This is a genomic window from Colwellia ponticola (assembly GCF_005885605.1).
In the GTDB taxonomy this organism is placed as follows: Bacteria; Pseudomonadota; Gammaproteobacteria; order Enterobacterales; family Alteromonadaceae; genus Colwellia; species Colwellia ponticola.
Genome location: NZ_SZVP01000110.1, coordinates 1 through 454 on the forward strand (window position 1 = coordinate 1; position 454 = coordinate 454).

A 454-nucleotide genomic window follows, 5' to 3' on the forward strand; every position below is an offset into this window, starting at 1 on the left:
ATTGGTCGAACAGGTCAGCCAGTCGTTCCGCCAGTTGGTAGCGTTTGCGCAGGTCGGAGTCGTGGGTCAAGAAGCGTTGCAACGGCTCGAAGTGCTGTTGATCGATGAGTTCCGGGAGCAGGCGCATCAGGCGCCAAGTGAGCGGGGCTTTATCGAGCAGGGATTTTGGAGGGATTTCGTCACGTCCCAGGACCATGCGATAGAGCTGCCACATGAAGCTGCCGGGGAGCTGTACATCGATGGCGGCGGCAATTCCGCAGCCTCCCATATCGTCGTCTTCCGGGTCTTCAGCCAAGGCCAGTTTGAGCCACTGGGCAATGCCGTTGCTTTGTACCAGGGCGATTTCGTTTTCCAGGGGCGCCAGGGGATAACGGCGCATCCAACTCACCACCAGGCTGCGCAGTTCGTCCAAGCGGTTGCCGTGAACCACCATGAATCCAGCACTGAGGGACGT

At 59.3% G+C, this 454-nt stretch carries 1 protein-coding gene; it reads right to left on the bottom strand.

Translation table 11 applies throughout. The features are described 5' to 3' along the window. A partial coding sequence (locus FCS21_RS16075) for an exodeoxyribonuclease V subunit gamma (RefSeq protein ID WP_306461466.1) occupies window positions 1–412 on the bottom strand: 412 nt, incomplete at its 3' end. Window positions 413–454 lie beyond the last annotated feature (42 nt).